32 protein-coding genes are annotated in these 22871 nt (G+C 45.3%); 9 read left to right on the top strand and 23 right to left on the bottom strand.

The features are described from left to right. Positions 1–12 precede the first annotated feature (12 nt). Together ACYVGR_RS27930 and ACYVGR_RS27925 are read right to left on the bottom strand one after the other, a co-directional pair. The gene (locus ACYVGR_RS27930; protein WP_460963030.1) at positions 13–1005 is read right to left on the bottom strand and encodes a hypothetical protein; all 993 of its coding nucleotides are present in this window, start codon (positions 1003–1005) and stop codon (positions 13–15) included. 2 nt (positions 1006–1007) lie between these two features. Then, positions 1008–2840 (bottom strand): hypothetical protein, encoded by a 1833-nt coding sequence (locus tag ACYVGR_RS27925; protein ID WP_460963028.1) that lies wholly within the window; start codon positions 2838–2840, stop codon positions 1008–1010. A 205-nt stretch (positions 2841–3045) separates the two neighbouring features. Here ACYVGR_RS27925 and ACYVGR_RS27920 point away from each other — a divergent pair, with 205 nt between their 5' ends. Continuing rightward, positions 3046–3585, top strand: a complete 540-nt coding sequence (locus ACYVGR_RS27920; RefSeq protein ID WP_460963026.1) for a hypothetical protein — start codon at positions 3046–3048, stop codon at positions 3583–3585. Positions 3586–3593: 8 nt separating this feature from the next. Here the strand turns inward: ACYVGR_RS27920 and ACYVGR_RS27915 are convergent, their stop codons facing one another. From ACYVGR_RS27915 to ACYVGR_RS27825, 19 genes are all read right to left on the bottom strand, one after another. Continuing rightward, positions 3594–5027, bottom strand: a complete 1434-nt coding sequence (locus ACYVGR_RS27915) for a phage terminase large subunit (protein WP_460963024.1) — start codon at positions 5025–5027, stop codon at positions 3594–3596. Next, a complete protein-coding gene (locus tag ACYVGR_RS27910) occupies positions 5027–5224 on the bottom strand; it encodes a hypothetical protein (protein WP_460963022.1) in 198 nt (65 codons plus the stop codon). The genes ACYVGR_RS27915 and ACYVGR_RS27910 overlap by 1 nt, the downstream gene beginning before the upstream one ends. A gap of 8 nt (positions 5225–5232) precedes the next feature. Next, complete coding sequence (locus tag ACYVGR_RS27905; protein WP_460963020.1) at positions 5233–5538, bottom strand: hypothetical protein; 306 nt, start codon at positions 5536–5538, stop codon at positions 5233–5235. A gap of 18 nt (positions 5539–5556) precedes the next feature. Continuing rightward, on the bottom strand, positions 5557–6138 hold the full coding sequence (locus ACYVGR_RS27900; protein ID WP_460963018.1) for a terminase small subunit: 582 nt from the start codon (positions 6136–6138) through the stop codon (positions 5557–5559). Positions 6139–6182: 44 nt separating this feature from the next. Then, positions 6183–6317, bottom strand: coding sequence for a hypothetical protein (locus ACYVGR_RS27895; RefSeq protein ID WP_460963016.1), 135 nt, complete (start codon positions 6315–6317; stop codon positions 6183–6185). Positions 6318–6654: 337 nt separating this feature from the next. Beyond that, a complete protein-coding gene (locus ACYVGR_RS27890) occupies positions 6655–7035 on the bottom strand; it encodes a hypothetical protein (protein ID WP_460963014.1) in 381 nt (126 codons plus the stop codon). Between the two features lie 223 nt (positions 7036–7258). Next, a complete protein-coding gene (locus ACYVGR_RS27885) occupies positions 7259–7603 on the bottom strand; it encodes a hypothetical protein (protein ID WP_460963012.1) in 345 nt (114 codons plus the stop codon). Next, the gene (locus tag ACYVGR_RS27880) at positions 7578–8240 is read right to left on the bottom strand and encodes a hypothetical protein (protein ID WP_460963010.1); all 663 of its coding nucleotides are present in this window, start codon (positions 8238–8240) and stop codon (positions 7578–7580) included. The genes ACYVGR_RS27885 and ACYVGR_RS27880 overlap by 26 nt, the downstream gene beginning before the upstream one ends. Further along, the gene (locus ACYVGR_RS27875; RefSeq protein ID WP_460963008.1) at positions 8206–9216 is read right to left on the bottom strand and encodes a hypothetical protein; all 1011 of its coding nucleotides are present in this window, start codon (positions 9214–9216) and stop codon (positions 8206–8208) included. The genes ACYVGR_RS27880 and ACYVGR_RS27875 overlap by 35 nt, the downstream gene beginning before the upstream one ends. Before the next feature lie 53 nt (positions 9217–9269). Continuing rightward, positions 9270–9593 carry a hypothetical protein gene (locus tag ACYVGR_RS27870; RefSeq protein ID WP_460963006.1) on the bottom strand — a complete coding sequence of 108 codons (324 nt, stop codon included), beginning with the start codon at positions 9591–9593 and terminating at the stop codon, positions 9270–9272. After that, complete coding sequence (locus ACYVGR_RS27865) at positions 9593–10366, bottom strand: hypothetical protein (protein ID WP_460963004.1); 774 nt, start codon at positions 10364–10366, stop codon at positions 9593–9595. Before ACYVGR_RS27865 ends, ACYVGR_RS27870 begins: the two co-directional genes overlap by 1 nt. Positions 10367–10396: 30 nt before the next feature. Next, positions 10397–11173 carry a 3'-5' exonuclease gene (locus ACYVGR_RS27860; protein ID WP_460963002.1) on the bottom strand — a complete coding sequence of 259 codons (777 nt, stop codon included), beginning with the start codon at positions 11171–11173 and terminating at the stop codon, positions 10397–10399. A 9-nt stretch (positions 11174–11182) separates the two neighbouring features. Continuing rightward, positions 11183–12340 (bottom strand): PD-(D/E)XK nuclease-like domain-containing protein, encoded by a 1158-nt coding sequence (locus tag ACYVGR_RS27855; protein ID WP_460963000.1) that lies wholly within the window; start codon positions 12338–12340, stop codon positions 11183–11185. Next, the gene (locus ACYVGR_RS27850) at positions 12340–12819 is read right to left on the bottom strand and encodes a hypothetical protein (RefSeq protein ID WP_460962998.1); all 480 of its coding nucleotides are present in this window, start codon (positions 12817–12819) and stop codon (positions 12340–12342) included. Before ACYVGR_RS27850 ends, ACYVGR_RS27855 begins: the two co-directional genes overlap by 1 nt. 34 nt (positions 12820–12853) lie before the next feature. Then, positions 12854–13171 (bottom strand): hypothetical protein, encoded by a 318-nt coding sequence (locus ACYVGR_RS27845; protein WP_460962996.1) that lies wholly within the window; start codon positions 13169–13171, stop codon positions 12854–12856. Beyond that, complete coding sequence (locus ACYVGR_RS27840; protein WP_460962994.1) at positions 13159–13764, bottom strand: hypothetical protein; 606 nt, start codon at positions 13762–13764, stop codon at positions 13159–13161. Before ACYVGR_RS27840 ends, ACYVGR_RS27845 begins: the two co-directional genes overlap by 13 nt. 265 nt (positions 13765–14029) lie before the next feature. Then, positions 14030–14332, bottom strand: a complete 303-nt coding sequence (locus ACYVGR_RS27835) for a hypothetical protein (protein WP_460962992.1) — start codon at positions 14330–14332, stop codon at positions 14030–14032. A gap of 2 nt (positions 14333–14334) precedes the next feature. Next, entirely contained in the window at positions 14335–14508 is a 174-nt protein-coding gene (locus ACYVGR_RS27830; RefSeq protein ID WP_460962990.1) for a hypothetical protein, read from the bottom strand. Further along, the gene (locus ACYVGR_RS27825; RefSeq protein WP_460962988.1) at positions 14505–14741 is read right to left on the bottom strand and encodes a hypothetical protein; all 237 of its coding nucleotides are present in this window, start codon (positions 14739–14741) and stop codon (positions 14505–14507) included. The genes ACYVGR_RS27830 and ACYVGR_RS27825 overlap by 4 nt, the downstream gene beginning before the upstream one ends. 130 nt (positions 14742–14871) lie before the next feature. Between ACYVGR_RS27825 and ACYVGR_RS27820 the strand changes: the two genes are divergently transcribed. From ACYVGR_RS27820 to ACYVGR_RS27805, 4 genes are read left to right on the top strand one after another with little or no spacing between them, the layout of a single operon-like run. Next, complete coding sequence (locus ACYVGR_RS27820) at positions 14872–15669, top strand: LexA family transcriptional regulator (protein WP_460962986.1); 798 nt, start codon at positions 14872–14874, stop codon at positions 15667–15669. Positions 15670–15675: 6 nt separating this feature from the next. After that, positions 15676–16254 carry an SHOCT domain-containing protein gene (locus ACYVGR_RS27815; RefSeq protein ID WP_460962984.1) on the top strand — a complete coding sequence of 193 codons (579 nt, stop codon included), beginning with the start codon at positions 15676–15678 and terminating at the stop codon, positions 16252–16254. Between the two features lie 22 nt (positions 16255–16276). Next, the gene (locus tag ACYVGR_RS27810) at positions 16277–17998 is read left to right on the top strand and encodes an autotransporter outer membrane beta-barrel domain-containing protein (RefSeq protein WP_460962982.1); all 1722 of its coding nucleotides are present in this window, start codon (positions 16277–16279) and stop codon (positions 17996–17998) included. A gap of 53 nt (positions 17999–18051) precedes the next feature. Continuing rightward, positions 18052–19065 carry a hypothetical protein gene (locus ACYVGR_RS27805; protein ID WP_460962980.1) on the top strand — a complete coding sequence of 338 codons (1014 nt, stop codon included), beginning with the start codon at positions 18052–18054 and terminating at the stop codon, positions 19063–19065. On the opposite strand, the gene ACYVGR_RS27800 is transcribed toward ACYVGR_RS27805, so the two are convergent. Next, positions 19062–19274 carry a hypothetical protein gene (locus ACYVGR_RS27800; RefSeq protein WP_460962978.1) on the bottom strand — a complete coding sequence of 71 codons (213 nt, stop codon included), beginning with the start codon at positions 19272–19274 and terminating at the stop codon, positions 19062–19064. The genes ACYVGR_RS27805 and ACYVGR_RS27800 overlap by 4 nt on opposite strands. A 65-nt stretch (positions 19275–19339) precedes the next feature. Between ACYVGR_RS27800 and ACYVGR_RS27795 the strand changes: the two genes are divergently transcribed. The 3 genes from ACYVGR_RS27795 (at position 19340) to ACYVGR_RS27785 (ending at position 20782) form a co-directional block, all read left to right on the top strand. Next, a complete protein-coding gene (locus ACYVGR_RS27795) occupies positions 19340–19528 on the top strand; it encodes a hypothetical protein (protein WP_460962976.1) in 189 nt (62 codons plus the stop codon). A 46-nt stretch (positions 19529–19574) separates the two neighbouring features. Further along, a complete protein-coding gene (locus ACYVGR_RS27790; protein WP_460962974.1) occupies positions 19575–20324 on the top strand; it encodes a hypothetical protein in 750 nt (249 codons plus the stop codon). Between the two features lie 98 nt (positions 20325–20422). Further along, a complete protein-coding gene (locus tag ACYVGR_RS27785; protein WP_460962972.1) occupies positions 20423–20782 on the top strand; it encodes a helix-turn-helix domain-containing protein in 360 nt (119 codons plus the stop codon). On the opposite strand, the gene ACYVGR_RS27780 is transcribed toward ACYVGR_RS27785, so the two are convergent. Then, complete coding sequence (locus ACYVGR_RS27780) at positions 20783–22036, bottom strand: tyrosine-type recombinase/integrase (RefSeq protein WP_460962970.1); 1254 nt, start codon at positions 22034–22036, stop codon at positions 20783–20785. Positions 22037–22392: 356 nt separating this feature from the next. Here ACYVGR_RS27780 and ACYVGR_RS27775 point away from each other — a divergent pair. After that, positions 22393–22871 (top strand): hypothetical protein (locus ACYVGR_RS27775; protein ID WP_460962968.1); only part of this gene is annotated, 479 nt, incomplete at its 3' end.

The raw sequence follows: 22871 nt of genomic DNA, 5'->3' as shown, positions 1-22871 counted from the left end.
AAAACAAATACACTATCGAAAAGCCCCTGATCGGTTCCAGCCGTGTGGCGCAACGGCCTGAAAGCAGGTGTTATCGGTGGATAGGCCAAGCTTAGGCACTTCCATCTTGAGCCAGCTAAGCCGATTTAGATACTCCTGTCGGCATTGAGCGGCTGCATTGGCCATATCCGTTTCGGAGAGCACAGTAGCCCGTTCGATTTGTCCTGACGCTGGCGGGACACAAAGGATATAGCCAGTTTGATAGGCTAACATATAGGCAATGACCAGCCTGGTGCGATCATTTTCCATTAGCTGTAACAAAAGTGGATCATAGTCGCAACTGCCACCCAGCGTCATCACAAACCCATCCGCACGGCCGTCACAACAGTTAGTAATCATGCCATGCAAAGCCCCCATTCCTCCGCAACCACCACAAGCTAATGGATTGTCAGCGACCTTCACGCCTTGGGGCAGGACTGTACGAAGCTCATAGCTGCCACCATCCATCGGAATACGCCAGGCCTCGCCAACAGAGTATTGTGTCGTACTTCGGGCTGGAATAGTCGGGACCGTTTTGCTTTTAATGGGATCATCCTGACCAACTTTATAGAGCCCAATCAGTTGATCGGTTAGGTTATCCGACACGATAATTCCCACCGAGCGAATGAGCAGTTCACCGCCCGTTAGGTAGCGCATATTGAATAAGACCCGTTTGGTTTGGCTGATGGGCTGTAGAAATTGCGTGTACGAGACTTTGCCCAGTAAGCCTGAATACAATGGCCGACTCTGGAATGTATTACCTAGGAATGCCTTGAGATCTGCATTGAGCACATTACTAGCCTGCATGCGTGCAGTTGCCCTTACATCCTTGTTGTCAGGCTGCTGAATCCGTACGAGAGGCAATTCTGGTATGTCATCCAAATAAAGCAGTGTTTTATCTACTACCGAATCGGACTCACCTTCTGGTACCAGACCTGATAAGGTTTCTGGATTTCGGGCTAAACCTAAATAGGGCGAAAAGTCCATAACTATGCCTGTTGTTGTTGAGGTGTTGGAATATTGGTCAGACTAACCGTCTTAGGCAATTCAGCTAAAATCTTGTCGACTATCTCCGTTATTTTAGTCTCCTGCTCGGGGTAGGATAATTGCAAAATGTTTGGAGCCGTCATGCGTAGATCCGCTACGATCGTATCACAATAAATACGGCGGGTCCGATCGGAATCCGTTATATAACCACTGGCTACATTGGTTTCGAATTCCTCATTTGGCGTGAGATAAAACGGGATATGCGCTTTTAGAAAATAATACCACTCCAGCGCAATCTCATCAGCGGCATAAACCTTCTGATAGTAGTCGTCATAAATCTGCTCCAGCGTAGTCGACGATACTTTGCTGGTTTTATCGGCGATCTTATCTAAAATTTCATCAGCACTATTTAGCTTCAGGTCACGATTGTATTCATACAATGGCTTCACGATGCCGGATATGTTCATCAAAGCCGCAACGTGAAGAATTGATGTCTTTATGACAAGGGCCTTTTGATCAGCACAGGGTAATAGGGTGTTATTTTGATCTTCCCGGCTTACGACATACTCAGTAGCCGTTTTGGCGGGACTTTGGACCTGTACCTGCTGATCGGATGAGAAAACCGTTTTAATAATTTCGATTTTCTTATTCTCAATTTTCTCATCAAATGTGGTGATGGTCTCCAGTTCAGGTTGAACGGTATAAACCAACTTCGACAGATCTGGCCAGTCCTCTGGATTGTCGGGCAAGTCTACGGTGATGGTATCCTGCTCTGACTTGTGGGTTATATGGCCAGTGCCACCACACTCTTTGCAGGTTTCGCCCGTTCGCGTGTTGGTACCATCGTTACAGCCATCACGGAATTTAGTTTCCGGGTTCATCTCACCAGGGCAGGGAGGGGTCTGCTTGAATCGCTGAGGCCACCCATGTTTTTTGGTGACGATATCATTAAGCGATTTCAGATCAATGAGTTCACGAAATAAATCAAGCGCTGAATGAAAGGCAGGAGAAACGCAGGTTTGATTATCGGTCTCAATATCGAGTATATAGCCTAAACGAACCGCAGGCACCTTTTTAACGCCAGGCGAGAATAAGGCAATGCGATATAGTTTCTCAGACTTAGCCTTAAATTCCTCATAAACTTGAGGTAAATCCTGACGACCATCAGCCCCCTCATAGTAGCGAACTGTAAAAGGTCCCGCGCAGCAGATGTAGTCGGTAGCTACTTTGGCTATTCCATCGGGATCTTTATAGTCTACAAATACCTGAACGAGTAGATAATCCAGATCCCCTCGGGTGTGGCGGAAATTCAATACGTTTTGACACGGAAAAACAATCCCGTAGGGTCGGGCCCGTTCGCCTAGTAGTGCATTGAACGGCGCGAAATCATATAGAATAAATGCGTTTGGATCATAGAGCACCATGCGATCGTAAATCAGCGTGATATAATCCTCAAGTGTACCGCGCTGAGCAGACCCTTCGCCACCGAAGTCGTTTAGTACATCCTGAAGGTCCTGTTGATCCCGGTTCGATGTGCCCTCAAAATTCAGGCCTCTCTTAATGTCCTGAATCCGGCTGATCTGGCCGAATTTCTTTTCCAACAAGGATGAGGTACTACTTAGATTTTGGTGCGTAAGCTCCAGTTGTTGCTGGTATTCTTCCAGATCGGTGCGAAGGCGGAAACGGGACAGGAAGCGCTGCCAGTTTTTGCCCGTCAGGATCGTTAGGTAATCTTCGCGCAAATCAACCGTGCGCTGATAGCCAGCGTGGCGGGTGCCATTATTGATCGTATCCTGAACCAGTTCGCGCGCCTGGTCGATTGAAAAGTTGGGCATGTGATCGCAGGGGTTAACTGCCCTATGCGACCGGGCGCGGCCAAATACTACTATTCGCTAAAGATAAAAACGAATATTTATCGTAAAATACGATTAAAAATAATATATGTGCAAATGTAATAAAATCTCTTTTGGAGAAGAAATCCTCAATTTCTTATATTGCTGAAAGACCGTCGCTTTGAACAAACACCTTGTTAAAACTCATATGAAGCATTTATTGTACTCAATCTTATTAGCAATTTTGATTGCTATGCCTAGTAAAGCTCAGGATCGAAGCGAGCTATTTTTAATCTACGGCAACATTCCAAATGTTACTCAAAGTCTGGCTATTTGGCCATCTTATGATAATGCAACAGTTGTAAAAGGCCCAGAAAACCAATTATTCAATTTTGCTAAAGCAATAGGATACAGGGAGGTACGTCATGAGGGCACTATTCTAAAAAATCCAGAAAATGGCACTGTGCCACTAAAGCTTTATTTAAAAGTGACAGAAAGAGGAAGCCCCCATGACTTCTTTTCTACAGCCACAAATGAGGGAGAGCAATCTGCAATTGCTGCTCAATATAAATTTATAGGTATTCTCGGCTATGTATTCCCACGTCAGGTTGAAGGCACAGTTCCACTAAAATTGTACTACAGCGACCAGAGAGGGGACAACTTCGTATTGGTTACAAAGGAAGGTGAAGCATCGGCCATAGCGGCCAAATACAGATATGTCCGCGTCGAAGGCTACGTCTATCCGTAAAAGAATTTTCACTCTCCAATCTTCCCTCGTCGCTTTTTCCATTGTAGGAAAATATCATATAGATATGTCCCAACACCGTATGTGAATGCAGATAGGCAGTGACCGTTCTTTTCGTACCGGTTTCCATTGGCATCTTTACCAATCTCCTTTTTGATACCATTGGAGACCTCTTTTGTAGTGGCCAGATCCTTGATCAGGTTCGGGCAATTATCCTCATCGATTAGAATTTCAACACCTGGTACTAGACCTGCTAGCACGTCATTGATAAAATCCCGCATGAGTGTATTTACGACAACAGCTTTGTTGACCTGATTCGACCGTGAGTGAAGGAAGGGGGCAAGTGTACTGCGAACCCGGTCGAACCTACGAAAGTTACCTTCTCCCTCAACACGGTTTTCGCCTTGGCGATCGCCGTAGTAGGTGAATGTTCTTCGAAACGGAAACAGATAATCTCTGGCTGCAAACTCGCAAACCTTGGCCGTTGAGTTATTAGGACTAGCTAAGCAGTATTCTTTGAAGAAACGAAGCTGTACTTTGGCCAATGACCGAACCGGCTGAAACAGTAACAGCGTCATGTAAGGCACAGTATTGAAGTCATACGTCCCGTGTACATCACCAGGCGAAGAGGGGAGAAATGGCACACCTCCTTTGTCTTTGCCGACGGTATGTTTGCCATAGTCGAATTCGTGATACCACTCACCACCCGTTTTTTCGCGCACGTCCCAGCGACCTTCGACGAAGATTTTGTATTTGATTGGATTGGTCTGCCTAAGCATGTTTAACGACTCACGAAACGAAGGCTCTAAACCTCCATTATCGTCGATCGTCATCGGAATGTAGCAAATGTGGTCTGGAAGCGTACCGTTCAACCACGGCTCATAGAACTTAGTCTTTGCCCAGGTATCTGTTGGATTTACTGTTACGAATAAGATTGGCGGAGGTTGTAATCCTAGATGCTTTGGGATGAAATACGACCCTAAGCGTTCCAGCGCCTTATCGTAGGTGGCCTCTTGTAACTCTTCTGCCTGCTCTAGCCAGATATAGTTTGTTTCAAGGCCATTCCACCGTTTACGTTCCGGATCGGTAGCGTCTTGCTCAGAGAAGAACTGAAAGCTGCTGTTGTTGGTGAACTTCCATTGAAATTGGGGATCGCCTTTAAACTTCTTAATGAAGTTCTGCGGTATGAGCTTTTCGACTGTCGGCAGGGTAGTGATCCTGAGTGTTTGCAGACTATCCCGTACCACGATCGATCGGCTATAGGGAAAGCGTTTGTGAAGCGTCACAAGTACCCCACCGACGCCGAAGGACTTGCCGCCCCGAATAGCACCACCACACACAATAACCCGGTACTTTCCCGAATGGGCAGCGTTGAATAACAACGCTGCCTTTGGGAATCGCTCGGGATTAAATGATACCTGGGTGTTTGTGGGAATGGCTGTCATTAGTTACTCTCCCAGTCTATTCTTACCTCCTGATTTGATAAAGCAGGAATTAGATCAGGCGATGGGTGCTTAATGTAGATAAACATCGCTCGTTCAAGGTTACCCATCAACGCTAATTTATCCGCTTCCTCCTTCGTAATATCAACCTGAACCGACCTATATGTTTTGACGGGGTAATTGATCGTAAGTTTTGGCATTGGATGATCTATTTTCCGTCTGCAATTAGGTTTTGCTCAATCTCCAATAGATCCTCAATAAGGACGCGAACGCTAGTTGACTTATTGAATTTCAAAGAAATAGGGTCACCAACCATCGGAATCTGATCTGTATTAGTTTGCGCATATCCCGAATCAGCACCTATCTCATGCGGATTCCCATCGTCGGCCAAAATGATCATGTTATCGTAAGGATGCTCTGTCGTCTCACGGGCCTTCATGATAATAATATCTCCTGAACCGAATTCGGCTTCACGAAACGATTTTGATCCTCGTTGTACTGTTGCAATAGACATAGGAAGTTGATTTAAACGTTAAAAAATAATTGTCGTACCATCCGGCAACTCATAGGCCGATAATTGCTTCGGCTGATTGGCATCACCAGGCAGCTGCTTGTAACGGCCATGTAGTTGCAGGATCTTGTCAAGGGCATCTTTTGGGTCATTCAATTCAATCTCCAAGCCGTACTGACCCTGTTTCACTTTTTTCAATAAGTGAAGGTTTGCTTTAGCCTCTTCGCTGGTCAGATCCAGTTTGGCAACGAGCATTGTGACCACATTACCATTCAAGTCAGTCAATGGAGTACCGGTTAAGACATTGTATTGAACCTCCTGAACCCATCGAAAGAAAGGGACCAGATTCCCTCTGGCCATCTCCGTCAAACGCCGAACGGCTTCCCCAGCACTCATCATCATTTGTTCGCCCAAATAAGCGATGGCCTTGATAACGTTATCATTCGTTATCAAGCGATGACCTTGAAGGCGAACGGTCTTTTCTGAATAACCCGCACGCCGGGCAGCTTCAGATTGATTCAGACAATCAAGATATTCGACAACAAACTTGCGTTGCCGGGCATTGAGCTTATCAAGGGGATTTGTTTCGGGTGTCGCTTCCATTAAGTATAAAATTAGTATAATACTATAAAAAATAGTGATCGGTTTTAATCTAACCAGTCATCGCCATCATCTACATACTCATCGTCATCTGAATCATCACCATAAGCGAACTCACGCATGCGTTCGTCATCAACCTCCTCCATAACTGGAATTGGCTGTCCATCTGAACCTGTACTCATGCGCTGTTTCACTTCACAGCCACATTCCAGGCATAAGTTCAAATGCTCTACACTATCAGATCTGACGTCAACGATAGGTGAGTTGTAAGCAATCTCATCATCTAGGAGTTACCCACACTTGGGGCAATCCCATACATACATTAATCCCCACATAATGAATCTGGTTTAACCTTCCTCAATAACCTCCCAATCACATTAGCCACCCGGCCATTATCAAAGCGAACCAGCATGTTTCCATTTGTGCCCCTGATGCACTTATCTCCATTCATTTCAGCGGTGCATAACTGACCTTTCAGGGTTGGGTCAGTCATGCGGTCGCCTAGGTAGGTGTAGCGGTTCATTGAGTTCGTTCACTAAGTGGCAGTACAATCATTCTACCCATATGACCTTCTGCCCATTCTGGCTTTGCATTGCCAATACTTAATGGACCCAAATTCCAAATCATCGTTTTAGCGTTTTTCTGATATCCTCTTCTAAATCGAACCGACGCAAAAGGAATGAACTTGCAATCGAAGTAGGCCATCACTTCAGCCTCATTGTCATAACGGACTGGATTCATTAGATCTGAACAGAATTCCTCCCAGTGTTCCCCGTCCATTGGTTCCGAAGGAGATATCAAGCGCCTAATCCAGTAGGGTTTAATATCTCTATACTCCTCTTTTTTCTCGCCTGATTCGATCATGTCGAACCATTTATAGTTTAAGACCAGTTCAAGCATGGTTTCATTTAGGATTAATTTGATTTATCTCCCTAATCACCTGCCACAGTCCCAACAACACCCCAACACAGAACCCGGCCAGAACTCGAAGCCGAATCCGGCTGTGAACCGGTTTGCTGTAATTGCGAATAAGCAGAATGAGCACAGAGAGTGCGATTAGAAATTGACAATGACCGGTTGATAGATGGTAGTGGGGGATCATGGTTGAGATATGTGTAATTGACTATAGACATTCAATGATAAAAACTGTGCTTTGCTGACCGGCTTTGACCTTCGCCTGCTCATAGGCGCGCTCGGCAATATCTTTCAGCTTATCCCCCCGAATGATGCCCGCATTGACCAGCGCATCAATGGCCGGTTTCGCTCCTCCGACCAGGTTATCATAGTCCAGTTCCCCGACACTCATGCGTACTAATGTCAGCTTGACGGGTCCAGGGTGCAGACAATGCGGCTGCCCTTTGAAAATGTAGAAATACCGATCGCGCAGGGCTTTGTATTCGTGCTTACTGAGTTTACGCAGGACGTTCAGGCTCAGTGTGGGCTCAGGCAGGGTCAGCGTTGTTTTCATGGATTGGCTCGGTGGTTTGTTGCGCCTGAGTTTCTTTCAGCTTTTGGTAATACTGCGCCCGAAAGGCCCGGTAGTCAGCATCGGAGTTGGCCAGTTTTTTAGCTGTACGAACGTGGCTGTTATCGACAAACGGGTTCTGATTGGGAATGCTGGCCTTCTGGTAGAATTCGGTCAATTCGGCTTTGGTAAGGTGTTTTTGCTGCTCACCTTGATTAGATCTGGCCAGTTCAATTGCCCGTTCAGTGCGCTCATTGACATCATACTTTTCGATCCAACCCATCACTACACTAGCATCCAATGTATTGAAGGTTCGCCCGAATTTTCCGTTAATTCCTTTCTCAAACACATACAGAATCTCATCAAGCCGCAGGTAGTAATACGTACCACTGATTCGGGCAATCAAATCATCAGCCTGATCCAGCGTCAGCGTGTTGGTAACGTTGATAAGCTCGGTCATGCGCATGATGGCCAGTGCCAGTGCCTTCTGACACATGGCCGGATCTTCTTTGCGCATCAGCGACAACTGCGGTTTTTCGGGATGCATGGCCACAACCGGTGTCAGGCCATTGCAATGCGTGGTTATCAACTCTTTCGACTGAGCATCACCCCCCACCGCCAGTGCCAGTACGTTGATCAATTCGTTTGAAGAGGGCGTCCACTTTGCTAATCCGCTGTTCTGGGGTTGCATGAGCTGGAGCGACTGGCTTTCCTGTACTGGATGGCTGTCTTGGGATTCGGAGTTGGGTAAGAATTTCATTGAATTTCCCGTTAAGGGTTGGTACATCGGTGAATTGATAGTACTCCTTGAGCTTGGCTGATTGATCGAGTAGGACGATCAGCGAATTGATGATATCCTCATCGGTGCAGGGCGTGATATCCCCCTCGGATTTTCGTTTGCTGGTAATCGCGTTTCGTAGCTTGTCGGCCAGCTGTTGAGCCGCTTTGCCATCCTTGCCGGTCCAGTAGTAGCCTTCGACTCGGGCCTCGATCAAGTTCTTGATCTGGGTGACCAGCTTGGGGGGGGCGCCGGAAGAGGGGGGCTTTTGTTTTTTTTTGTTTTTTAAAAGCCAATACCAAGCAACTCGAACCGAAGACTCGTTGCGATGAGCAACGAGCAGTGTTTTTTTAAGAGTTTGGAGGTTTGGAGGTTTGGATTCTATATATATATAGGACCTACTCAAAATTTGATGATCTTTTTGATGAGGTTGTTGCGTATCTTTTGACTCAACCTCATCAAAATTTGCAGAGGTTTCATTAGGAAGTTCATCAGCAACCTCATCAGATTTTGATGATCTTTTTGATGAACTTTTTGATGAGGTTGCCTCTAAAAGCCGATAGGTCCCACCTCCCCGGCATCCTTTTCCTGTCGATTCAAAATCAATCAATCCCCGCTCTTCTAAAGCATTCCGGCAGGGTATCATCGTGTTCACGGAGATACCCACCAGATGGCTAAGACTGCCATCCTGAAATTGCATGGATTCCGGCCAAACCTCCCGATCGCCCTCCTTATTGAAGAGGTAAACCAAACGCCAGTAAAGCAGCGTTTGATTACCCGTAAAAGGTAATTTGTCGTGCTTATTCCAGAACGTTTGGGTGAGTTTAAGGTAATTCATACAAGTGAGTAGGTAATTACCGGGCATGCCTATACGTCACGCCCGGTAGGTAATCAAAACAGGCTAGTTTGCCCTGTTGGAGGAGCCATCTGATTTTGCCAGTGCTTAACCAGTTTATCAAGATCCTTCTCCAAATCCTGCGCTTCACCAAGTAGCTTGTGCGTGTCCAGCTTCGCCCGACGAGCCTTGAAAAAATCGGTTTGCTTATCCCTAGTTGCTTTCGCAGTCTTCAGTACAGCTTCAAACCCATCCATCAAATCGCTCACCGCCAAGGCCAGCTGAGCCCACTCCAAATACAGGGCATCACTGGGCTGATCATCCATGATCTGCTCATTGGCCTCCAGTAATTTTTGCAGACGTATCCGAATCGTTTCCATTATTTCCTTGGTCGACGTTTACCAGTCTTAGGAGCTTCGGTTTTAGGAGCATCAGGCTTTGGCTGATCATCTTCCGGGTTGTAGGAATCCGCATCGAAATCAGCCCCTTCGTTATCGCTTTTCTCTACCTGGTCATCATCAGAGGTCGTTTCCTCGGTTGATGTTTCACCCGATGGCAACGATGGCAAACCAAACGCTTCTTTCAAAAGCAGGACATCTTGCACACTATCCGGAAGATCACCATCATGGCCATTATTCAAATCCTCCACTTCGGTAGGCGTGACAATCGCATCAAACGGAATCGTTGGCCGGTCCTGATTCAGGATCGTTTCCAGCGGTGGCAGGGGAGGAGCCTGCGGAGTTTCCCGTTCCATCAACGGCACATCCCCACCGACGGGCGTTTCATCCTTTGGCTTTTCGGGTTCAGGAAACGGGATATCCTGTTGCAGATCCTTCGGCGAAAGCTTTTCCGTTTTGATGATTTCGCCGGTTTCTTCATCAATCCATTCCCATAGACCTTTGGTGAAGTTCTTGGTCTTGGCTGCGTATTTTGACCGGGACGTACACTTATCGATGACGAACCGGGCCAACAGATTCATGTCACTGGTTTTGGCATCGATCTTGGCTTTGTACTGGCTCATAACGGCTTTTTTCTCGTCTTCCAGTTCGGTAACTGCTACACGGGCATGAGCCAGAGCCAGGTTATTTTCTTCCTGTTCTTCCTTGGTAAAATGGTGCGTATAGGTCACCATCTCTTTGATTACTCCTGACATAGTTTTATGAATTTGTTATTGATTACTTGCTTAATCCCACTCGTCGGTTTCGCCAGGAAACACGTTCAGTACTTCAGCCAGAATCTCATTGGTGTCGGTCGGGAAATTGGCCTTGAAGTACATCCATTCGGCAAAGTCCAAGTGGTCAGCGACCAATTCCCCTTTGTATTTGCCGAAGTTGTAGCGCAGCTGGTTGGTCTGATCGTAGTAGAACTTACCCGACAGATCCGCTAACCGCTGGCCGTAGTTGGTGAACAGCGCCAATGCTTCCACTGTATCCGGCAGGTCCGAATAGCGCAGCAGCTGCGCCAGAAACACATTTACCGTTTCGGTGATGTCGACAGCCGCATCATGAGCGTTTTCCATCTCCCGATGGCAATAGAATTGCACGGCAGCCGACAGGGTACGCGACTCTTTAATCTTGAACAGATTGCCGACATCGATCATGTTGAACGCACTGGCATTCCACTGATAGCCCGCCCGCATAAACTCGTTAAACAGGAATGGTACATCGAAGCTGTTGGAGTTATAGCCTCCCACGTCACAGCCGACGAAGAATTCGAACAGCTCACCCGCGATGTCTCTAAAGGCAGGTTTATCCTGTACCATCTCATCGGTAATGCCGTGGATTTCGGTCGAGTTGGCCGGGATTAGCATCTGCGGGTTGACCAGATAGGAAATCATGGAGCCAGCCGTAAAACCGGGCATGAGTTTGTAGAGCGCAATCTGAACGATGCGGTCGCGCTCTTTATCGAGGCCTGTGCATTCCAGGTCGAAAAAGACAATGGGTCGAGTTAGTTGGAGCATGGTAAAAGGTTAAGCGCCCACAGGCGTTAGTTCACGTAAAGACCATTCGGGTAGACTAAGGGGAATAATTCCCATGTCGTCAGGATGCGCAGCATGAGCATCAAAGCCCGGAAACATCCCCTTTTCGTAGCAGGACTTTACCGACTGGAGCGCAGTCCGGTACATATACTTACCAGCCGCCAGGTGCTCGGCATCCCACCAGAAGACAGCGGGTAGATAGGGGGCTACCGTTTGCAGCATCACCGTAATTACTCCGGTGAACTTTCGACCTGATACCTGCGAGACGACATCCAAATACATGGCCTCAGCCATCTGATACCGGTATTTAGCCGCATCATAGGCAAACTTCGAAATGCTATCGGCCGGTGTCGTTTTGAAGCTAATAATGATATTTGCCCCCACGTTTTCAGCGAGTTGAAACGCGTCCGGACGAACCTTAACGGGCAGGCCTGTTTCGGGGTCATTCCCGTAAAACGAACACTCTGCGGGTGCCCCCTTCATTAGCTCGGGTAGGATGCCACCCCCGTAGGCGTAGTAGTGCCGACGGATGAGTTTAATAATCCCCATTGTATGGCCATCGACAATCGAAAAGCCCGACCGTTCCCGGTAGTAGCGGATAAGTGCTTTTTTCCCGTCGAGCTTTTCTGTGTTCCACTTGGCCCGTTTGGCCAGGCGCTTGCAGTAGGTAACCATCTTGTCACCACTCGATAGCCGAACGTTTTCCAGTTTTTTCTCCCAGAATTTCAGGAGCTTCTCCACTCCGGCCAGCGTGGCCATATTCGCCTGGGGTTCGGTTACCACCCGTTCGAAACGGGAGGGCTCCAAAAAGGCCATGTGGCACCAGGACCCCAGATCAAACGCCTTTTTCGACTGCCTGATTTTAGGCTCATGCAGCGCGCACCAGAAATGCAACGGGGTCTTGTGGATTTCTTTCAGCGATGAACTACCCAGGTGTTTGCTGCCCAGATATTTCTCGAATGAGTCCCGAATCACTTCGCCATTAACCGCCAGTTTCGGAAGATCCACCCCGACGATTTTACGACGGGTACGCAGGTGCCGAATGACGGTTTCCAGATCTGAATAATCCGCCGGGTCGTAACCCAGCGGATTGATTTCAGCCCCAATGTCAGCCCCTTCCAGGGTATCAAATAGGTTTGCCGTTTCCATTAGCCGATGTTGAGCTTGAGCGGCTTAATGGACCAGTTGTCACTCTTGAAGGAGTTGGTACGGTTCTGTTTTTTACCCAGAAACGTAACCAGTAGGGGAGTGCCCTGCCCGACCATGCCCTGCGCTATAACCGTTTCCAAAGCCCCCACCAGCCGCTTGGAGCCATTCCGGATTTGGCGGATTTCGCCTTTATCGGTCTTTTCCAGAAAATAGGCGCAAGCCAGGTCATGGGTAACCTCAGGGTCATTCACATCCCGAACCGGTGAGGTGTCGAGTTTAACGAACACGACCCGTTTGGCTTCACCCGGTATTTCGGGTGTCCAATAGTCTGACATCAAGTCGATTGGCATTACATCGGCTTCGTTCAAATCAGGCAGCGGCATGGACAGATCGAGTGCCCGAACGGCCAGATTCTGATTTTTTTGAGCCGGTAATTCCAGTGTGTCGCTCAGTTGGAGCGACGTGTTGTTGGTTGTCATGATGATCGATTGAAGAAAAAAGGGTGAGAAACGATTAGTTTTTGGGGTCCTTCGGCGTTTCCCGAAGCAGGATACCCGACAGGATAATCATGGGCAGACAAAACAGCCCGATGCAGAGAATATTGGCCTGTTTACCACTGGACAGAGAATAGGCTACAATCCGAGCGATGAAAGCCATCGCCACCATTGAGGTGAGAAACAAACCAACCGAACCCCAGCGAAGCCGGTAGGCCAGGCGCTTAAACAGGCTTGGTTTGACTGTTACACGAGGTGTCGCATGCGTAAGAGCTCGGCGCTGAATCTGAGCAACTACCTGCTGCTCTTTGCGGAACGTATTTTCTAGGCGTTGCATGGAATAAAGCGGTGTAGGGTGGCGGAAGCGGTGGCAATGCAGGTATTGATCGCGTCGATCGCGTCAGGGACATCCAGCGTGATTGCGTCCGTTTCGGGATGCTTAATGAATACACTGACCTGCTTTTTGACGGGATGCCAGGCGGCAATTACCTCCATCGGACAACCAAACAGATCTTCCAGGGCATCTTCGATTTTATTCGAAACGACATCATCATCAACTGACACATACGTACCTGTGCAGACCGCGTGCGCCAAAAGCTCCTTCATGAACCGGGCATTGCCCGGCACTTTGCCCGAGTACACCACCCCCGACATCGGTAGTCGGCTAAAGGGTAAAATGTGCTTCATCAGGTGCATGCCAAACATGCCAATTTCCAGGGTGAGCGTGTGATGCTCCATTCCTAAATCAGGGCGTTCGGGCGTTCCTTCGCCCATCTCCACCAGATTGCATTCCAGCCACACCCGACGCTCATCCATCCGGGCGATAACCCGAAAGCCTTCGTCGAGCAGCACCTGCGCCACGGGTAGTGGGAGGTAGTTCTGCGGAAAGCCTTCGAGTGTTGGCTTGTCTTTTACAAAGAGTTTTTCCATAAATTAGCGGTTTAATATTTGTTATTGATTGCCCACAGACCCGCCCGAACTGGAGCGGGTTTTGTCTTTTAGGTCAGGGAAGAAGTGCCGGGAGCAGCGCCCCCGGCCTTGACTAACTTTTTACCTAAACCTACTTTTCTGCATCGTTTTGGGTGGGATTAGAAGAGCCGGGAGCAATGCCCCCGGTCTTACTACGCTTCTATCCACACCATTCATGGGTTTCCCCACGACTCCCCTTTCGGGGCAGTATCATTAAGCCAACCGGCTATTTGTAGTTCATTACGTAGACATCCTTCACCTTCACGGAATTACGCTCAGCAAAGGATAGAATGGCCGCTTTAGGAAAGCGCTTGATCTGGCGATTGTGCACGAACAGTTTCTCATCAGCTAGCATCAACTTGGCTGTTTTTAGATCGATACCAAAGAAGTTGCACACCCAATCCCAGGTCACGTATTGGTTGTCTTTCAGGGCCGCTAATTCCCGTTGCGCCTGAGCTAGTTCAGCTGACACACGCTTGTAGTCTTCAATGAGCTTTGGAAGCTCGGTTAGGGCTTGAAATGGGTCCATGACTAAACGGAATAGATGATTTGAATCAGATTGTCAGAACCTTCGGGCGCTTTTTGCACATGGATGTCAATACCACGCTCGTTCGCTTTTTTGATGGCATCAGAAAGATTGATCGCACAGTCTCGAATCGTATCCATTAGTTCGGCAACAGTAGGAGTAGGATGGGTAGGGTTCATGCTAGTGCATCTTCAATTTTACTGACCTTAAGATTTCGTTCGCTTTCAGCAAGTAGTAAAGCCGCTGTAATGGACTCCATAGTTGAAACCTTGACGTTGCCTCCAGATTGGGCTTTTTGTATTACTCTTAGCGTTACACCTGCCTTTTCAGCGACAAGGGAGGCCCCCCCAATGTCTTTTAAGGCATCTAACCTTTCGGTCAATCGTTGCTGACGTTCTTGTGTTAGTACCATTTGTGTAGTTATATTGCGTTCATATGACGTTCGCGTTCCGTTCGTCATAATAGTGAAACAAAGTTAAACAATATTGTTTAACATTTGCAAAAATGTTTAATTAATAATTATACAATATTGTTTAATTCATATGGAAACTCCGGTATTAGACGTGGAATCAAGAGAGGCCATTAGAAAAATTATAGATGCTAGAGATATATCCGTACGGACACTTTCTAGCATGATTGAAATTGCCGAACAAAGTGTTTCGAGCATGCTAAGTGGCACGCGAACACTTACGGATAAGACTCTTGTGAAAATGTCTAAGGCGTTAGATGTGCCATTTGAGATAGTTAAATATGGAGAAGGGCTTGATCCATATTTAAGAGGCAAGCCCAGTCATGACGAGGCCAGGCCAATAGGGTTAGTCGACGAAACAGAAATTATGACCAGTAGATCGGGCATGGAGTTTCGTGAACTGGATAATGGTATGGTACTGATGACAATGACTTTAGTACCTGAGTTTGCATATGCCAGTTATCCACACGGCTGGAAAGACCCTGAATACTTGATAGAGTTACCTAAATATTCGATTGTCCTGCCGGCACCAGAACCAGGCTTCTTTCGCGCCTTTGAAGTGAGGGGGGATTCTATGGATGATGGTTCGAAATACGCAATCGGACATGGAGATGTAGCCGTTGGCAAAAAGGTAGATCCTGATATGTGGAACTATAAGCTATATCAAAATGGTGGTACCGACTACATAATTGTTACTCATGACGGGGTTATATGCAAGCGAATAGTGGATCAAGATGTTAAGGAAGGTGTAATAACCTGTGCTTCTAAAAATTCTAATAAAAACGAATATCCAAATTTTCCAATTCGACTATCTGAAGTGTATGAACTATATAAAATACGGAAGATAGATAGGGATTGGAATCATAGATAATACTACATGAAATCAATCCTTACCACACTACTATTTACTTCTACAATTGCAGTTTACTCTCAACCAGTAACAGCGGATGAAATGCGTGAAAAGCGTGTAGATTCAGACCGACTTTCTGCTGGTTACCAGACATCTATTCCTGGTTGGGTAATTAAAAACGGCGATACATTGACGTTCGGGAAAGCATCCTTGCCTAATAAACAATTCGCTTTTATATATGAAAATCCAGCAGGCTTCGGGACTACTTATGTAAATGGCCGAATGGTTTATCGATATATGGAATCCAATTACGCTGGTAAACGTGGAATTGTAAAAGACCTAGTCCAAAATGGCACTAAGCGACAAGGCTTTAAAATGTGTGCGGTTGTGGGTGTTGGAATGCCCGTTCGATACTATACGGAACTAGACAATGCCATTGAAGCGGGAGAAATAGTGCCACCTGCCCAGTTTAGAAGTGTCGGCAGTCAGCCCACAAAAAATGGAAGCGTAGCTGACGAACTTATAAAACTAAAACAGCTACTTGATGCTGGCGCCATCACTCAAGACGAATTCAATAGCCAGAAGAAGAAACTGTTGAATCAATAAACTTACCTAAACCATCCCCACCATGAAACTAGTCGCTACAGTATTTATTGGATTTTTATTTGTTGAGAACGCTTATGCCCAATTAACAAATGTCATTATTCCTGCCAATTCTAGTTCTCCTTCTCAGAATAATATATTAGTTGGGAATGGCGCTGGCAATAATTCTTTTACTGGTAATTACAATATCTTTCTTGGCACTAATTCTGGATCGACAAATACAACAGGCAATAATAATACATTCATTGGTCCGGCGACTGGAAATAAAAATACTTCAGGGGCTGCCAATGTAATGATTGGATCTTCAGCAGGTGCTAATACTACCACTGGCACCAATAATGTCTTTTTAGGCGTCAATGCGGGGACTAATAATAGTAGTGGGACATCGAATATTTTTATTGGTAATAATTCAGGCTATACTAATTATTATGGTGTAGGGAATACATTTATTGGTGAATCGTCTGGGCAACTTAGTACTGCAAATGGAAACACCTTTATGGGTTCCTATTCTGGAGCTTCCAATAAGGAGGGAAATAGTAATGTGTTTGTTGGAGCTAGTTCTGGCAATCTAAATACCTATGGTAATAGAAACGTATTTATAGGAAGCACTTCAGGCTTTAAAAACACGGTCGGTTCGGAGAATTTTTTCGCTGGTAGTAATGCTGGCTATGCTAATACAAGTGGATTCAATAATGTATTTTTAGGCTCATCCGCTGGAGTTGCCAACTCAATTGGATGGAGTAATGCTTTTGTTGGCTTTCAGTCGGGTACCGCTAATACGACAGGAACAAACAATACCTTTCTTGGTAACTCGGCTGGGTGGAAAAATACCGAAGGAACCTACAATACGTTTGTGGGTAACGAAGCCGGAAAATTAAACACCACTGGAAGCAATAACGTTGCTGTTGGCCACTGGACTGGATTAGCCAACACTACCGGAATAGAAAACACAGCTGTCGGGAATCTGGCAGGATATGCAAACAAAGCCGGATCAGCAAACACTTTCGTTGGCAATTCTGCTGGATTTGCAGCGATCGCAGACTCGAATACATTTATTGGCTACCGGGCTGGATTAATAACTTCGACTGGAAAATCAAACACATTCATAGGTACCGATGCTGGCAAAGGCAATCTAACAGGAAGCCACAATACATTTGTGGGTAATGGCGCGGGGCCTGCTAATAGTAATTCTGATGACAATGTGTTTATTGGTTATCTGGAGAACGCCACTGCCATTGGTTCAAACTCCCGAGTAGCCATCAGTAACGCCCTAATTCTGGGCAATCAAGTCAACGTCGGTATCGGTACATCTGCTCCAACAACCCGTTTAGAAGTCGTCAGCGAAATGCCTGATGCTAGCGGACTGCGGTTATCGAATCTCACTACCTCCAGTCCTGCGACTCAGTCAACCGACCAGTTCCTTTCTGTCAATGAAAAGGGGGAGGTTGTCAAGGCTCGGTACCAGTTACGGATCAATAATGCGTCTGAGTGGAGTGATAAGGTGTTTTTGCCAGGCTATCGATTGACTCCGCTTAGTGAGGTCAAAAAGTACATTGAAGCTAATCAGCATTTGCCTGGTGTTCCGTCGGCTGAGCAGGTTGCGAAAGATGGCGTGGATCTGGTTAAGATGAATGCGGCTTTACTGGAAAAGGTGGAGGAGTTGACGCTGCATCAGATCAAGCAGGAAAAGACGATTGAAGAGATGAAGGCTGAAATTGAGGAGTTAAAGCGGTTGATTAAAAAATGAAATTCACTACCTTTTAAAATAATTTATCACACCTTTTAACCTAAACTTTATAAATGAATTTAGAGCAAGCTTACAGGCAAATAAGCGAATACAGAAATTACATTAAACCAGAAGTTCAAGTTTTTCCGAATAAAGAGCAGCCATTTTATTATTCATTCAAATATGTAATTCTTCTTAAGACGGCAATTGAGAGGATTCAGCAATTTGCCCCTTTTTTAATTGATCCGAGTGTTCTTGAGGATATAAATAAGATTACAAACCAATACAATGACAGATATTCTGAAGTTACCACAGACAAAAACGATGGAGATAGGTTCATAAAAGCCTTTACTTCCTTAGATACCGTTGTTAATAAATTCCTAAATTATATTGAGCCAGATGTACTAGAAAAATCAGATGAGAATGGCTTAACGGTGAAGCTTTACCATGTTCACACTTTAGAAGATTTTGAAAAAACATTAAGTCAATTAAAATTCGCTATTGGAGTACCGGCATATGACCTGGGAGGTCAGGTTGAGCTTAAAGAAGTCGATTCGGGGTCTATTCTGCTTAAATTATTGTTTGATGCTATTATTGGCAGTAAAATTCTTAAGCTTATCGGTGGTTTAATACAGTCCGCAATAGACTTAAAAACCGAATATCATAAGAGTGAAATGGCAACAGAGCACTTACGGTCAATGAGGGCGAAAAATGATATGCTTGAAATAATTGTGCAGCAAGTTAAGGATAATCATGAACTAGATAAACTAGAAAGGGTGCAGCGAATTCTAAAGGCCAATAATATACCATCTGATAAGGCAGATACACTCAATACGTATAAAGGTATAGTTGAAACGTTTGGAGATTTATTGGAAAAGGGGGTAGAGATTACTCCGTCTTTAATTGCTCCTAAAGAAGTTAAAGACGCTTTCCCAGACGCAAAGGCTATAAAAGAACTGAAAGAGGCCCAAAAATTATTGGAAGAGGCAAAGAAAAACAACGAGCCAAAGGATGTGAATGAGGCTGACAATACGAATGAGGCAGGCGACTCGTCTGAAGCAGATGATGATGAGTTGACCTTGGACTAGTTTTTATTCGCATGTTGAATTGGGTAAATAAGCTGCAAGTGTTCGGTTATCACATCAAGGTTATTTTGCACTCGGTTTAATTCCGTCCGCAATGCCGTTAATTGTTCTTCGCTTTTCTGACGAGCCTTTTTAAGCCGATAGTCAAACCATAAGGATAGTGGCCATAGTGTGAAGAGGACAATAACTGCAACAATTTCGAAAGTTGTCATAGTTGTAAGGTTTAGTTATATAACGAGTTAAAGGTAAAACTAATTCACTATAAATACAGTGGACTATGTCTCGTAAAGCCATCCTCAAACAAAAGATTCATATCGAGTCCCTGATTTGCGCCAATATGGCCGAGGCTAACTATGTCCGAAAGCTGGATAATGTTGACTGGGCTATTCTGGATAGCTATTACTCGTCTGGTAGGGCATTAGCTGCTCAGCACTTGGAGATAATGCATCAACTGGCCCCCAAGTGAATTAGCTCTATACTCATTAGTGATTGAAAAGTCAAAGGACGCAAGCATGAAAAACAAGATGGCCAATAAAGCAAAACGGACCAAACGGCCAACTAAGCAAGTAAAAAATGTTGCTCCTGTAAAAAAAACGCCACAAATACCTCAAGAAATCATAAATAGTTACTGGAGTAGAGTTTGGGGGAAAGCAAAACGATGGAGCGCAAAAGTTTACACCTTAATTGTGGCTATAATTGGAATAACAGGCTATACGGTTGTTAATTTTTTGCCAGATGTTTCAATAGAATTAAAAAACCCGTCTGATAAAATAACATTAATTTTTGAAGTGACTAATAAAAGTTGGGTTGCTATAAAAAATATCAATACGCTATTGATTGTAGATACATTGCAGACCACTCGCGTTGAAAATATTGGTAAGGTTATGGGTGGGAATGCGCAAGCTGTCTATAAGAAATTATCTCATAATCAAACGTATACTTTTGACTATGAGCCCGGTACATTTTACGGGCCTGACCCGAATTACAACCTATTTAGCGCTAGAATTGCCTTGGCTGTTAAATACTCTTTTTTGGGCATTGAAATGGAAGATTACGCCTTCTATGATGGAATGCATGATGCCAATGGATCATTTCTATGGAGAAAAATGCCTGAACGAAAATTTGCAAAAGAGATTGAGACTGATACTACTCGATTAGATACGAATAGTATTCCATTTTATAAAAATTTCGAGAGAAACACAAGAGGTATACCAAGAGGACCTATGCCTCCAATGCCTAAAATCGATTCAGGAGATAATTAATGACGAAAATGGCCGATTTATAACTATTCCCTCAACACTTTATTATCACGTATGCTATCACTTGCAATTGCCTATTAAGTTTAAAGATATGGTAAGAAATGAAAATTTCATTTACCCAAACCTACGACAAAACCTCGTTTTCTATGGCTGAAAATATTAATACTCACTACGAATCCCACCAGGAGCGATTTAAGCAGTACCGCAAACATTTGGGACTTTCACAAACCGAATTTGGCGATAAGTTGGGCCTTACCCAAGTGACGGTATCGGCGATCGAAAAAGGAAAGCAAGATATAACAATCCGGACTATTTACGACCTGGTTGAACTGGATTGTAATCCGAATTGGCTAGTGTTAAATATTGCGCCCATGCGCTTGAGCCAGGTAGGAGTAGGGCCAACGGTGGAGGTTATTGAGTACAAAGAGTTGACTGAGTATCGACTGCGGGTTAAGAAGTAGTTATTTCCAAATCCCATCCATCGCATCATTTACATCAGCCTGCCGAAGCTCTTCTAGGTACACTTCTGTCGTTGAAAACTTACTGTGTCCTAGTGCTGCACTTATTTTTCGTTTATCCGTAACCCGACTATCGGCCAGCGTAGCAAAGGTATGCCGGGCAATGTGGGTGGTCAGCTTTAAGTTAAAGTTTAATTTTGTCGCTACCTGCTTGAGGTACTTATTGACCAGGGTAGTTTTGGCTTCGATAAGCTCAATCAATCGCTCTTTATTTTGCTGATCGGATAAGATAGGGTTATTCACAAACTTAGATAACCAGGGCAGTAGAAAGTCACCTGGTACTGAATCAAGATAGTGACTAACGAGTTCTTTGGCCTTGGGATTTAGTCTCACATCGACGAGCTCACCCGTTTTCATACTTGTATACCGAAGGTACCACGTGTCACCATCTTTTTCGATATCTGTTTTCTTCCAGTTGAGCGCATCACTGATGCGGGTGCCATAGGCATAAAACTGAAGCAGGAACGTATTGCGGGCGTGCTCGATCCCTCCGATCAAGCTAATCTGCTCCATTGCCTCAATCTGCTCAAAGCTCAGTTTAGGCTTACGAACCCGCTGTTCTTTGAACTCAAGAAACGCCATCGGATCTGATTTGGTCAGGCCGCGTTTTCGGGCATCGTTAAACAGGGTCGTTATGAAGGCCATTCGCCGGTGGAGGCTGTTAGCGGATTTGGTACCATTGTTTTTTAACCAGATCGACCACTTCAAGATCCAGTCTTCAGTTACCTCATCCATATGGATATCTACCTGCTCCTTATCCTTGTTTTTGCCCAGATATTCCGCCAGCTTATTGACGTGCCCCTTATACTTCAGCGCTGTATGGTATTGCCCCTTTTGCTGACAACGAGCAATGTAGTTTTCGCCGTGCAACAGTAGGTTTCCTTCGGCTTTGACAACAGCCTCACCAGTGGCAATCAGGTAAGCCGGGTCAATCTTTTGGCCGGATGCCTCCGCCTTCAACAAGCGCTGTTCGGCTTCGTTGTAGGCCTCGGTGATTTTAGCGTTTAGAAAGGTCTTATTGGGGTGATTTTTAATCCGTCCTATTGCCTTATCGAACTGGGCTGGTTTAACTTTACACAGCATTCGCCGTTTCCATACATTGCCCGTAGGGGAGGACTGAATACATTGGAGCATGACGGGCTGGGTTCCGTCGCCGTACTTCTTGGTGTGAAGGATAATTTTTAGAGATATCGCCATTGCAACGCGTTTCAATTGTGTTGCAACAAAAATATAAACCATTCCCGATTGAGAGTAATTTATATTTTTCTTAGCCATTTAAGCCTTTGATTTATAACTATAATAAGACTCTGAGTTGTGAATATAATACAACTATAGTAGTCCCTCGCTCTCTGCTGAAAGGTTTTATAGCCGTCTGATTATGACCGAGCCGCACCCCAAAAGTGCGGCTATTTTTATTTTAAGCCACATTTGCCGCCTTCACTGCGTTTTAACGCGGTTTTAACTTGGTTACGTGCCAGGTTACGTTTATACCCCCGGTTACATAGGCATCATTTTGGTAGAGCGGTTGCACGAGGGTGCACATCCCGCTTACCATGTACCATATTAACAGAATGTGCGTTCTTTTCTGGTTCCGTAAATCCACCACGAATAATCAATTACTCACCGACATTAAAAAAGTACCCACCTCTAATGACACCTCTCAAGACGACCCACAAGGATTTATTCAAATGCGTGTCACGTATAACGCTGAACGCTCCGAATTTGGGTCTACCCATATCGAATGTAAAAAGTCCCAATGGGATACCGAAAGCCAAACGTTTAAAGGCAAATCCATTTGGGCACAAGAACAAAATAAAAAGCTCAATACTATTAAGCAACGTATTGAAAAACTAACTGAGAATCTCGAACGCGAAAATGAGGAGATAACTGTTTTTCTCATTAAGCATGCGTTTTGTAATAAAAAACGGAGTAGGGGAGGTGAAGCTGCAAGTGCTGAGCGCCGAACTATTCTTGATATGGTCCTAAAAATCCGGACACGAAACTTTTTTAACTTCGTGTACCATGAACCAAT

This window comes from Spirosoma litoris (genome assembly GCF_054776755.1).
The sequence above is the reverse complement of the archived record's forward strand: the minus strand, read 5'-3'. Positions and strand labels throughout refer to the sequence as shown.

Coding starts and splice junctions, on each gene's coding strand:
- ACYVGR_RS27870 (WP_460963006.1), bottom strand. CDS start 9,593: ATGGAAACGATTCGGATACGTCTGCAAAAATTACTGGAGGCCAATGAG.
- ACYVGR_RS27790 (WP_460962974.1), top strand. CDS start 19,575: ATGAAAAACAAGATGGCCAATAAAGCAAAACGGACCAAACGGCCAACT.
- ACYVGR_RS27930 (WP_460963030.1), bottom strand. CDS start 1,005: ATGGACTTTTCGCCCTATTTAGGTTTAGCCCGAAATCCAGAAACCTTA.
- ACYVGR_RS27860 (WP_460963002.1), bottom strand. CDS start 11,173: ATGCTCCAACTAACTCGACCCATTGTCTTTTTCGACCTGGAATGCACA.
- ACYVGR_RS27815 (WP_460962984.1), top strand. CDS start 15,676: ATGAAATCAATCCTTACCACACTACTATTTACTTCTACAATTGCAGTT.
- ACYVGR_RS27850 (WP_460962998.1), bottom strand. CDS start 12,819: ATGACAACCAACAACACGTCGCTCCAACTGAGCGACACACTGGAATTA.
- ACYVGR_RS27900 (WP_460963018.1), bottom strand. CDS start 6,138: ATGGAAGCGACACCCGAAACAAATCCCCTTGATAAGCTCAATGCCCGG.
- ACYVGR_RS27865 (WP_460963004.1), bottom strand. CDS start 10,366: ATGTCAGGAGTAATCAAAGAGATGGTGACCTATACGCACCATTTTACC.
- ACYVGR_RS27810 (WP_460962982.1), top strand. CDS start 16,277: ATGAAACTAGTCGCTACAGTATTTATTGGATTTTTATTTGTTGAGAAC.
- ACYVGR_RS27885 (WP_460963012.1), bottom strand. CDS start 7,603: ATGAAAACAACGCTGACCCTGCCTGAGCCCACACTGAGCCTGAACGTC.
- ACYVGR_RS27795 (WP_460962976.1), top strand. CDS start 19,340: ATGTCTCGTAAAGCCATCCTCAAACAAAAGATTCATATCGAGTCCCTG.
- ACYVGR_RS27785 (WP_460962972.1), top strand. CDS start 20,423: ATGAAAATTTCATTTACCCAAACCTACGACAAAACCTCGTTTTCTATG.
- ACYVGR_RS27915 (WP_460963024.1), bottom strand. CDS start 5,027: ATGACAGCCATTCCCACAAACACCCAGGTATCATTTAATCCCGAGCGA.
- ACYVGR_RS27920 (WP_460963026.1), top strand. CDS start 3,046: ATGAAGCATTTATTGTACTCAATCTTATTAGCAATTTTGATTGCTATG.
- ACYVGR_RS27845 (WP_460962996.1), bottom strand. CDS start 13,171: ATGCAACGCCTAGAAAATACGTTCCGCAAAGAGCAGCAGGTAGTTGCT.
- ACYVGR_RS27780 (WP_460962970.1), bottom strand. CDS start 22,036: ATGGCGATATCTCTAAAAATTATCCTTCACACCAAGAAGTACGGCGAC.
- ACYVGR_RS27800 (WP_460962978.1), bottom strand. CDS start 19,274: ATGACAACTTTCGAAATTGTTGCAGTTATTGTCCTCTTCACACTATGG.
- ACYVGR_RS27875 (WP_460963008.1), bottom strand. CDS start 9,216: ATGAATTACCTTAAACTCACCCAAACGTTCTGGAATAAGCACGACAAA.
- ACYVGR_RS27820 (WP_460962986.1), top strand. CDS start 14,872: ATGGAAACTCCGGTATTAGACGTGGAATCAAGAGAGGCCATTAGAAAA.
- ACYVGR_RS27825 (WP_460962988.1), bottom strand. CDS start 14,741: ATGGTACTAACACAAGAACGTCAGCAACGATTGACCGAAAGGTTAGAT.
- ACYVGR_RS27910 (WP_460963022.1), bottom strand. CDS start 5,224: ATGCCAAAACTTACGATCAATTACCCCGTCAAAACATATAGGTCGGTT.
- ACYVGR_RS27840 (WP_460962994.1), bottom strand. CDS start 13,764: ATGGAAAAACTCTTTGTAAAAGACAAGCCAACACTCGAAGGCTTTCCG.
- ACYVGR_RS27925 (WP_460963028.1), bottom strand. CDS start 2,840: ATGCCCAACTTTTCAATCGACCAGGCGCGCGAACTGGTTCAGGATACG.
- ACYVGR_RS27890 (WP_460963014.1), bottom strand. CDS start 7,035: ATGCTTGAACTGGTCTTAAACTATAAATGGTTCGACATGATCGAATCA.
- ACYVGR_RS27895 (WP_460963016.1), bottom strand. CDS start 6,317: ATGAGTACAGGTTCAGATGGACAGCCAATTCCAGTTATGGAGGAGGTT.
- ACYVGR_RS27835 (WP_460962992.1), bottom strand. CDS start 14,332: ATGGACCCATTTCAAGCCCTAACCGAGCTTCCAAAGCTCATTGAAGAC.
- ACYVGR_RS27905 (WP_460963020.1), bottom strand. CDS start 5,538: ATGTCTATTGCAACAGTACAACGAGGATCAAAATCGTTTCGTGAAGCC.
- ACYVGR_RS27855 (WP_460963000.1), bottom strand. CDS start 12,340: ATGGAAACGGCAAACCTATTTGATACCCTGGAAGGGGCTGACATTGGG.
- ACYVGR_RS27830 (WP_460962990.1), bottom strand. CDS start 14,508: ATGAACCCTACCCATCCTACTCCTACTGTTGCCGAACTAATGGATACG.
- ACYVGR_RS27805 (WP_460962980.1), top strand. CDS start 18,052: ATGAATTTAGAGCAAGCTTACAGGCAAATAAGCGAATACAGAAATTAC.